Raw genomic sequence first — 10,551 nt, 5'->3', positions numbered from 1 at the left:
GCATAAATATGGGTATGATATCTTCCATACTCATTATTATGATTCCTTCTTTTTACCAACAGTGTATATGTGTCTCCGCTTTTGCTTGGAGCATACCATTTTATATCATCCTGCCAGTTTTTATCTGTCCAGGTTGGCATTTCTATTTTTGTTATTTTTCCATCAGGATCATCTGCTTTGAATGTGATTCTGTATCCCTGACTCGTTACTTCGCTTACCTTGACATCTGTTATTGTTGGTACTTTATTTTCTGGTATTTCTGCTTCTAATGTAACTACAGCATATTTCCCTTCGTTATCATATGCATAGATATGTGTAAAATATTTTCCAGTATCATTTTTATGATCTGAAGTTTTTACATTGATTGTATATGTATCTCCGCTCTTTGTTGCTGTATACCAGATCAGATCATCTTGATCCCCGTTTTCTGACCATGTTGGCATTTGTACTCGATCAAGACTTCCATCATCCGTTACCTTACATGTTACTGTATACCCGTTTTTGCTTACGTTTGTTATCTTGGCATCTGTTATTATCGGTGCTTGATTTATACTATTACTTGGATAAGTTACATCATTTCCACTATTGACGATTGTTGGTGAATTTGATTTTACATATCCATAATTGTTAGAAAAATTATATTCACCATTTCCTGAAACATCATTTCTATCACTTGTAAGTGATGAATCACTTTGCACCTCATAATATCCATTATTTAGAGCCTTTTTTCTAACAATAAATGCATAAGCGGGATTTTTTATAGTAGTATATAATGTTGCTGAACTATCATTAGCTTCTTTTTTAACAGCTAAACCTGTATAAGTAGTACTACTAGCATCTTTAATTCCAATTGTATAATAATTTAAATCAGCGCTTGTAATACCGCTATCCATATTTGCAGCAATCGAAGCACATTTTTCACCTTCATAAACATCTGAAGAATATTGTCCAAAAATACCACTACCTTTATCTCCAAAATAACCACCACGATAACGTGAAGTATATTCAGCGTTTAAATATCTTTCAGACATCCAATTTTCTGTAAAATCAGAAATACAAGCTTCAACACTCGCAAAAGTATCTGCTGCTTCACCAGGATTGCTATCAGCTGCATTTAATCCAAATAAATTATTTTTATTTATTGCAATTGAACTTTTACCCCATCCTGATTCTAATGCTGCAACACTTGCTGCTAATAGTGCATTTACTCCATTTTTTTCTTGATATTTTACAAATAAATCACCTGTATTATTTAATTTTGATGTTGATGAATTAGCTTTATTATTAAGATAACTTGTTAACTGTGCTCCACTATAATTTGTCTTACTTCTTAATGGTAAATATTGAAAATAATTATAGTATGGATTATTAGCGTTAACCGAATTACTACGAACATTATTTTTATAGTCATTTATCATTACGTTATAATCAGTATAAAAATAGTGACCGTCATAACTATAATACTCAATTCCTTTTTGTAAATAACTAGGTGCTACTCCTACATAATTATAATTTCCTTGATTACCAGTTGCATTAACATTATTAGAAATATAATGATATAGCATACCTTTTGAATTAACTTCATAATTACTTGCATAATATGTTCCTTGGCTAACTACTTCAACCTTATTTGCATCAACAAGTCCTACAACCCCAGATACCATAAATTTAACTTTACCATTTTCATATCCCAAAAAAGCAGCATCAGCCGCACTTGCTTTAGAAAGATATCCACTTTGACCAATATTATAATCAGTATATGTAATAACACTATCAGCTGCTGAACAGTTAAAATTAACCATATTTGCAGTACTTACTGTACGGGCATTAGGGTTATAAGTTTCACCAGTAGTACCATCACGAACCTCTACTTCTTTAACGTTTCCATTTTCATCTACGAAAGTAGTTTTACCAATAACTTCTCTATCTTCTAAAGATTTTTCCTCACTTTTACTATCTACACTTGTTTCAGTTTCACTGTTTTGTTGATTTGTAGTATCATTTTGAATAGCATTTTCTCCAGAAGTACTATTAGTTTCTTGTGTTTTATTTTCTAAAATCTCTTCATTTTCATTTGTTTCTGTTTCATTAACATCATTAATTCCATTTATGGCTGTAATATTACCAACAGTCATACTTAATGTAATTAATGATGTTGCACTTACTTTAGCTATTTTCTTTTTCACTTTGTTACTTCCTTTCTTCATAACCAAGATTTAGTATACAATAAAAATCCTCTATATAACAATCTTTATTATAAAAATGTTTGAAATTTATCACATAAAATCCATTAAATGGATTTAAAAAATTTAATCTAATATTTTATTATGATAGTATATTATAAACTATCTTCATTAAAAAAACCACCTCATAAAAAGATGGCTTTACATTATTTTGCCTCATATTTTTTAGCACTAGAAAATCCTTTACCTCTGACTTCATTTACCTTATTAATAATCATAAATGCATCAGGATCAATATTATAAACATAATTATTTAATTGTGTTAGTTCACGATTATTAACTACTGTAAGTACAACAGGATAGGGATTGTGTTTAAAACCCGTTTCACCATGAATTAAAGTTGTCCCACGATCAAGAACATTTATTACCATTTCATTAATTTCTTGATGCTTAGCACTTACTATTTTAACTTGCATTTGTGATTTTCCAATTACTAGCACTTTATCCAATACAATTGTATAAATTAAAACTAATAAAATACCATAAAAAACCATTTCCCGATCACGGATAATCATTTGACCAAGCAAAATCACAAAATCAAATCCATACATACTTACTGATACAGGTATTCCTAATTTTTTATTTAAAATTAATGGTGGTATATCCATTCCTCCGGTACTAGCTCCACAACGAATAACGATTCCAATAGCTGCTCCAATCATCAAACCAGCTAAAATAACACATAATAATGTATCATTACTCATTATTTCATTTTTAAATATTTCCTGTAATACACCCAAAATAAATGGATAATAAAAAGAACTAATCAAAGTAGTAATAGCAAACTTTTTCCCTAATACTTTCCACCCCAATAAAAACATTGTTATATTAAATATTGAAACAAACAATGTAATTGAAAAACCAGTAGTCGCATTAACAAGCATTGCCATCCCTGTAGTTCCACCAGTAATCAAATTATTAGGTAAAATAAACATCGTTACCCCTAATGCATAAATAGTATTACCTAATAATATTCCTACAATATTTTTAATATCTTTCATCATCTCACTCTTTCTTTATTTATAACACACATATTCTAATGCATAACATAAAATAATACAAATAAAAAAACATTGATATTGTTAATATCTTACAAGCACCAATGTTTTTATAATATTATGCTAAATTATTATGTTTTTTCATCTCAATAATTAATCTTTTCATATGCGCTTCAAACATCACATACATCCCAATAAATATCATTTCTGCAATTAATGAACATGAAATCATAACAACTACAATCGAAGCTAGTGGTCCATATACAGATGTATAATCAGCTATTCCAAAATAAAATTGTAAACCAGTCAATAATATCAACATCAACAAACTAGCAACAGCAGCTCCTTTTACAATATCAAAAACATGTACATGTACATCAGGAATAATCTTATACAATAAAAATAAAATCACAAAAAATACTAAAAATAAATATAAATCTCCTAACATAAAAATACCACTTAAATCTACAAAATAACTAACAACCGGCAAAATTGTTAATAAAGATATTATTAATAACAATAAAACAAATACAGCTACTGTTTTTACAATCATTAAAATCTGTTCAACTATAATATTTCTTTCATGTGCCGAAGGAAATAAATTTTTTGAAATGCCATATAACTGATTAATTCCTCGACTAACCACAAATAATGACATACAAAGAACGACTATTGAAGATAGTGTAATATGACTAGAATTCAAAGACCCAACAACAACACTGGCAAATTCTGGTGTCAAATATTTTTGTAATACTTCTTCAATAACAGATAAATCAACATTCAACACTGAAGCAAAAAAAGCAATCAGCGAACAAATAGGAATAATCGACATAATCAAATAATAAGAAAAACATAATCCCGCATTTTTATTAACCTTATAACGATAATCTAATATTCGATTATTAATTCGATCATAAATCTTAAAAACAATTTTTTTTACTTTATCAATTGTCTTTTCCATCTTCCCCACCTTCCCTATTTTTAGTATGTTCTATTTATTTAATTATACAAAAGTATCTTTTTTAATACAATTTTATTTAACAAAATCTTTATAAATTCATTACAATTTGTTTTAAAATTAACTTTTAAAAAATAATCTATCATCTTATAATAAAGCTATGGAAAAATTATATTCAACAGGTGAATTTGCCAAATTGGCAGGAGTAACAATAAGAACAATTAGATACTATGATAAAATAGGATTATTGAAACCAACGATGATTTTAGAAAATGGCTATCGCCGTTATTGCAATCAAGATTTAATAACTTTACAAAAAATTCTTTGTTTAAAAGAATTAGGTTTTTCTCTTGAAGAAATCTATCCACTAATCCAGGATAATGATCAAGACAGTTTCTTACGCTCTATTCAACTACAAACAAACTTAATTGATCAAAAAATAAAGCATTTAAATAATTTAAAAGATTCATTAAAAGCTACCGAACGATTAATTAGTAAAAACAATATTGCTTGGGACAAAATAATTGAATTAATTAAATTATCAGCTATTGATGAAAACATTGTTGAAAACTATATGAATGCTAAAAATTTAAAAACCCGGATAAAATTACATGATTTATTTTCTACTAATCCGCAAGGATGGTTTCCCTGGTTATTTGAACAAATTGATTTTTCAACTGTCTATCGATTATTAGAAATTGGTTGTGGTAATGGTAAACTTTGGGAAAATAATCATTATAATCTTCGTAATCGTGAAATTTTTTTATCGGATAACTCTGAAGGAATGATTGAAGAAGTAAAGGAAAAGCTAGGTAATGATTATAATTATTTAGTTATTGATTGTCATAATATTCCTTTTAAAAACAATTATTTTGATACCATTATTGCTAATCATGTTTTATTTTATTTAAAAGATCTTGATTTAGGTTTATCTCAGATTAGTCGTGTTTTAAAATCTAGAGGAACTTTTTATTGTACTTCTTACAGTAAAAAGCATATGCAAGAAATTGATGAAATTGCTAAAAATTTTGATAAACGTATTAGTTTATCAGATGAACCATTACCAGATTATTTTGGTTTAGAAAATGGTCATGAAATATTATCAAAATACTTTAATTATATTGAATTAAGAAAATATGAAGACTCTTTAATGATTACCCAAGCTCAGCCTTTAATTGACTATATTCTTAGCTGTCATGGTAATCAAAATGATGTTCTTGTTAATAGAATGAATGAATTTAAAAAATATATTGAGGATTTGATAAAGAAATCCAATGGTATAAAAATCACAAAAGATTCGGGTCTATTTATATGTACTAAATAATTTTTGCAGAGATTTAAAAAAATCTCTGTTTTATTTTAATTAAAGATATTTTAAATGTTTATAATATATAAAATATGTTGATTATTCTTAATAATTTTCAAATATCTATTGACCCTTACGTTACGTTAGGGTTTAATATAAATATGTATATAAGGAGGCTTTTTATGAAAGGTATCGTATTAGCGGGAGGATCTGGGACAAGATTATATCCTCTAACACAAGTAACAAGTAAACAATTATTACCAATTTATGACAAACCAATGATTTATTATCCATTAAGCATTTTAATGGAAGCAGGTATTAAAGATATTTTAATTATCTCAACACCTGATGATACACCTAGATTTGAAGAATTATTAGGTGATGGTAGTCAATTTGGTATCTCACTTCAATATAAAGTGCAACCTTCTCCAGATGGACTTGCTCAAGCGTTCATTTTAGGTGAAGAATTTATTGATGGTGATTCTTGCGCAATGATTTTAGGAGATAATATTTTCCATGGTCATGGATTAAGTAAAAGACTAAGAGCTGCAGCTAATAAAACTAGCGGTGCAACAGTATTTGGATACTATGTTGATGATCCTGAAAGATTTGGGGTTGTTGAATTTGATGAAAATGGTAGAGCTGTTTCTTTAGAAGAAAAACCAGCAAAACCTAAATCAAATTATGCTGTTACTGGTTTATATTTCTATGACAGTAATGTAGTTAAATATGCAAAAAGCATTAAACCAAGTGCTCGTGGTGAATTAGAAATCACTGATTTAAATAAAATTTATCTTGATAATGGTTCTTTAGATGTAACATTATTAGGTCGTGGATTTACATGGTTAGATACAGGAACTCATGAAAGTTTAGTTGACGCTACTAACTTTGTTAAAACTGTAGAAACTCATCAAAATCGTAAAATTGCATGTCTTGAAGAAATAGCTTATAATAATGGCTGGATTTCTAAAGAACAACTAAATTCATCTTATGAACTATATAAGAAAAATCAATATGGTAAATATTTAAAAGATGTTTTAGATGGTAAATTTATTGATCAATAAGGAGAAATTATATGAAAGTAATTGAAACTGAAATTCCTGGAGTATTAATTATTGAAACAGATGTTTTTGGTGACCACCGTGGTTATTTTACAGAGACTTACTCTAAACCTAAATATGAAAAATTAGGGGTAACTGTTGATTTCGTTCAAGACAACATGTCATTTAGCGGACAAAAAGGAACATTAAGAGGTTTGCATTGGCAAAATCCACCATATGCACAATCTAAATTAGTTTCTTGTACTAAAGGAAAAGTTATTGACGTTGCTGTTGATATTCGTAAAGGAAGTCCTACTTATGGTAAATGGGTATCTGTAGAATTAAGCGAAGAAAATCATCGTCAATTCTTTATTCCTCAAGGTTTTGCTCATGGATTTTTAACTTTAACTGAAAACGTAGAATTTAGATATAAAGTAGATAACGTGTACAACAAAGAATCTGAAGGTGGTATGCGTTATGATGATCCTACATGTAATGTTGATTGGGGTAAATTATTAGATGGCATTGAACCAGTATTAAGTGAAAAAGATATGACTGGTCCAACATTAGAAGAATCAAATAATCAATTTGTATACGAAGGAGATAAATAAATGAAAATTTTAGTAACAGGTGGAGCAGGGTTCATTGGTGGAAACTTTGTTCATTATATGGTAAATAAATATCCAGAAGATATGATTGTAAACTTAGATTTATTAACTTATGCTGGTAATTTAGAAACTTGTAAACCAGTTGAAGGTAAACCAAATTATAAATTTGTTAGAGGTGATATTGCTGATCGTAAATTCATCTTTGATTTATTTGAAAAAGAAAAATTTGATGTTGTAGTAAACTTTGCTGCAGAATCACATGTTGATAGAAGTATCACAGATCCTGAAATCTTTGTTAAAACAAACGTAATGGGAACTACTACTTTATTAGATGCAGCTAAAGAATTTGGAGTAAAAAGATATCATCAAGTTTCTACTGATGAAGTATATGGAGATTTACCATTAGATCGTCCAGATTTATTCTTTACAGAAACAACTCCATTACATACATCTAGTCCATATAGTTCTTCAAAAGCTTCTGCAGATTTATTTGTATTAGCTTATCATCGTACTTATGGATTACCAGTAACTATCTCTAGATGTTCTAATAACTATGGGCCATATCATTTCCCAGAAAAACTTATCCCATTAATGATTTCTAGAGCTTTAGCTGATGAAGAATTACCTGTATATGGTAAAGGTGATAACGTTCGTGACTGGTTACATGTATATGATCACTGTGTTGCAATTGACTTAATCATTAGAAATGGTCGTGTTGGTGAAGTTTATAATGTTGGTGGACATAATGAAAGAACTAACTTAGAAGTTGTTAAAACTATCTTAAAAGCTTTAAACAAACCTGAATCTTTAATCAAATTTGTTGAAGATAGAAAAGGTCATGATAGAAGATATGCTATTGATCCTACTAAATTAGAAACAGAACTTGGATGGAAACCAAAATATAATTTTGATACTGGAATCCAACAAACTATTCAATGGTATTTAGATAACAAAGAATGGTGGCAAAATATTTTATCTGGTGAATACCAAAATTATTTTGAAAAAATGTATGCTGGAAAAGTAAAATAAAATAATTAAACCGTGATTTATGATAAGATTAGTTAAGTTATTTTATACTAGAAAATCGTATCATAACACGGGTTTTTTCTTTAAATAAATCCATTAATTAAATTGTAAAAAAGTTCTAGAAAGAAATAATCTTCTAGAACTTTTATTTTAATAGTGAATAAATACAGGATCATTAATATTAATTAACTCATATAGCATTTTTGCATCATTTTCTTGAAGATTTAAACATCCATGTGATCCTCTTGTCTTATATAAATCAGGTGTCCATTTATCCCAATCACTACGATCAAGAGCATGATAACCTGTACCAGTCCACATAATTCTAATCCAATATTTAACAGGTGTTTCATAATCTTCACCAACTAATACTTTCTCTAGTTTCTTTTCTTTAATATACCAAACTCCAGTACGAGTAATTCGATCTTGTTCAGGAGTTGGTAAACCACTAACACAAATGCAGCTATATGCTAGTTGTCCATTACGATATACATAAACTCTTTGTTCAGTTAAATCAATTTCACTATAATTTTGGGTATCCCAATCATTTTCAAAATTCTCGTAATCTTTTTTATGTCCTTTATTAGAATATTCAGGTTCCAATTCTGTAGTTAAAGCCTTTTTGTTTTCTTTATTTGGATCTTCAATATAATTATTAATCAATGACTGATCAGTTTCTTCTGTGATTATTTTTTTAACTTGTTCAACAATGGCATCATAGTCTAAACGCCATCCATAATCACCACCTGATATTTGAATAACATTACCATTATGAGTTGTAAATGATCTTTCTTTTCCTACTGTTTTATATTTTAAACAAAAATCTTCTATCCATTCTTCCATTGCATCTTGATCAAGTATAACTTCACCAGCATCATTAGTACTTAACCAGTTTTTTATATCACTTGGTGCCATTGTTTCAGTTGTATTTTCACCCATATCCCAAGTAATCCAATTTAATAAATAACTATTATATGTTTGTAACATCTCATTTAATTTATCTTCATCTAAATTAACTGTAGGCTGTTTATAAGCATCATTATTTTCACTTAAATCTAATTTAGAAGTAAGATTACTAAAAGACTTATTAATTAATTCATTTAATTTATCAATGTTAATTTCGTTTCCTGTTGTAGCTTCAACAATTTTTCCACTTTTTGTATCCTCATCATATGTAATATATGCATTTGTTGAAGCAACAATTGGGTTTCCTTCAGTTCCAGTTATCAAATTTGAATTGTTAATTATTGAATTTAATGCTTCTTGATTGTATGAAGCATCTGCTTCTAAATTATGATCGTGATTACTTAAAAAACCAAAGAAACTACGATTACTTTTATGCTCTTCAAAATCATCTTCTAAATTCTTTTCATATTCAACCGTAAGTCCAACATCATCACCATTAACAGTAACTGATAAACCATCTTTACCAACTATTTTTAATGAATATTTTTCAACTTTATCAGCAATTGCTTCCTTACTTTCATCAAACGTCATATTTGAAACATCAACACCGCTTATATTTGTATTAGGATACCAGCGATTACTATAATATACGTTTACAAAAATCAATAATACTATTATTGCTACTAATAAGCCAATTATAATTTTAACGTTTTTTTTAAGCTTAAGCTTATATTTTTTTATTTCCAAAGACAATCTCTCCTTACAAATTAAAACCGTTTTCTCATCAATTATAGCACAAAAATTCTATGTTTCAATTAATTCTCATAATTAACAAAAAAATCCACCAATTAGTAATATTTTAATAAAAAGCAATAATATTATTTCATCATTATGAAATCAAAAAAGCATAATATTTTTAATGAAATTTATTTTATCATTTGCAAAAATGAAACAAAAAGGAATCAATTCCCATTTGTTTCATTGATTATTCTTTCTAATGTTATAGTAGTTGGTTTTCCATTTATATAACCTTCTTTTAAAGTTAAATCTTCTATTAGTCTATCTGTCATTTCCTTAACTTCTTCTTTTTTTACCAACCCTACTATCTTCATTATCTTCTTTAATGAAATATCGGTTTGTTCTAACAGATTTATTAATATCTCATATTTATTTTCTATTATTAATCCTTGCGCTAAGTTACACATATTTTCAACTCCTTTCTTTAACTCTTCACTCATTTTAAAACCATATTCTTTTTCTAAGATTCCCCTTATCTCTTGAACACTTCTTCCGCTCATTCCAAACAGTAACATCACTACTCTTAATAATTCATCATTTTGTTCATACTTTTGGCTTATTTCATGTTTACTGCTTGTATAAATCGTTGCTATCTTGATCTTATCATAGGCTTCTTTTTCTTTTAACGGTATTCCTGATTCCACTTTTTCTTGTAGACTATATATCCT

The 10,551-nt window shown here is 28.1% G+C and carries 8 protein-coding genes and 1 pseudogene; 4 read left to right on the top strand and 5 right to left on the bottom strand.

The features are described from left to right. The 3 genes from B5E92_RS14190 to B5E92_RS14180 form a co-directional block, all read right to left on the bottom strand. A partial coding sequence (locus B5E92_RS14190) for a GBS Bsp-like repeat-containing protein (RefSeq protein ID WP_204245283.1) occupies positions 1–2,186 on the bottom strand: 2,186 nt, incomplete at its 3' end. Between the two features lie 203 nt (positions 2,187–2,389). Continuing rightward, positions 2,390–3,244, bottom strand: a complete 855-nt coding sequence (locus B5E92_RS14185) for a YitT family protein (RefSeq protein WP_087303249.1) — start codon at positions 3,242–3,244, stop codon at positions 2,390–2,392. 115 nt (positions 3,245–3,359) lie between these two features. Next, positions 3,360–4,202: a YhjD/YihY/BrkB family envelope integrity protein gene (locus B5E92_RS14180; protein ID WP_087303247.1), complete on the bottom strand. Its 843-nt coding sequence runs from the start codon at positions 4,200–4,202 to the stop codon at positions 3,360–3,362. Positions 4,203–4,359: 157 nt separating this feature from the next. Between B5E92_RS14180 and B5E92_RS14175 the strand changes: the two genes are divergently transcribed. The 4 genes from B5E92_RS14175 (at position 4,360) to rfbB (ending at position 8,182) form a co-directional block, all read left to right on the top strand. Then, positions 4,360–5,523 carry a MerR family transcriptional regulator gene (locus B5E92_RS14175; RefSeq protein WP_087303245.1) on the top strand — a complete coding sequence of 388 codons (1,164 nt, stop codon included), beginning with the start codon at positions 4,360–4,362 and terminating at the stop codon, positions 5,521–5,523. A 164-nt stretch (positions 5,524–5,687) separates the two neighbouring features. Further along, positions 5,688–6,569: a glucose-1-phosphate thymidylyltransferase RfbA gene (rfbA, locus tag B5E92_RS14170; protein ID WP_087303243.1), complete on the top strand. Its 882-nt coding sequence runs from the start codon at positions 5,688–5,690 to the stop codon at positions 6,567–6,569. Between the two features lie 11 nt (positions 6,570–6,580). Next, on the top strand, positions 6,581–7,156 hold the full coding sequence (rfbC, locus tag B5E92_RS14165) for a dTDP-4-dehydrorhamnose 3,5-epimerase (RefSeq protein WP_087303241.1): 576 nt from the start codon (positions 6,581–6,583) through the stop codon (positions 7,154–7,156). Continuing rightward, positions 7,157–8,182, top strand: coding sequence for a dTDP-glucose 4,6-dehydratase (gene rfbB, locus B5E92_RS14160; RefSeq protein WP_087303239.1), 1,026 nt, complete (start codon positions 7,157–7,159; stop codon positions 8,180–8,182). Positions 8,183–8,329: 147 nt separating this feature from the next. On the opposite strand, the gene B5E92_RS14155 is transcribed toward rfbB, so the two are convergent. Together B5E92_RS14155 and B5E92_RS15560 are read right to left on the bottom strand one after the other, a co-directional pair. Further along, positions 8,330–9,832 carry a L,D-transpeptidase family protein gene (locus tag B5E92_RS14155; RefSeq protein WP_239406488.1) on the bottom strand — a complete coding sequence of 501 codons (1,503 nt, stop codon included), beginning with the start codon at positions 9,830–9,832 and terminating at the stop codon, positions 8,330–8,332. 215 nt (positions 9,833–10,047) lie between these two features. Beyond that, positions 10,048–10,551, bottom strand: a pseudogene (locus tag B5E92_RS15560) (hypothetical protein); the annotation flags it as partial.

The sequence above is a fragment of the Erysipelatoclostridium sp. An15 genome (genome assembly GCF_002160675.1).
GTDB lineage: Bacteria > Bacillota_I > Bacilli_A > Erysipelotrichales > Coprobacillaceae > Thomasclavelia > Thomasclavelia merdavium.
Note: the sequence above shows the minus strand (reverse complement) of the source record. Positions and strands in the feature narration are given on the sequence as shown.

What these genes read in the sequence shown, in the direction of transcription:
- rfbA (WP_087303243.1), top strand. Translation starts at nt 5,688, where the DNA reads ATGAAAGGTATCGTATTAGCGGGAGGATCTGGGACAAGATTATATCCT.
- B5E92_RS14175 (WP_087303245.1), top strand. Translation starts at nt 4,360, where the DNA reads ATGGAAAAATTATATTCAACAGGTGAATTTGCCAAATTGGCAGGAGTA.
- B5E92_RS14180 (WP_087303247.1), bottom strand. Translation starts at nt 4,202, where the DNA reads ATGGAAAAGACAATTGATAAAGTAAAAAAAATTGTTTTTAAGATTTAT.
- B5E92_RS14185 (WP_087303249.1), bottom strand. Translation starts at nt 3,244, where the DNA reads ATGAAAGATATTAAAAATATTGTAGGAATATTATTAGGTAATACTATT.
- rfbC (WP_087303241.1), top strand. Translation starts at nt 6,581, where the DNA reads ATGAAAGTAATTGAAACTGAAATTCCTGGAGTATTAATTATTGAAACA.
- rfbB (WP_087303239.1), top strand. Translation starts at nt 7,157, where the DNA reads ATGAAAATTTTAGTAACAGGTGGAGCAGGGTTCATTGGTGGAAACTTT.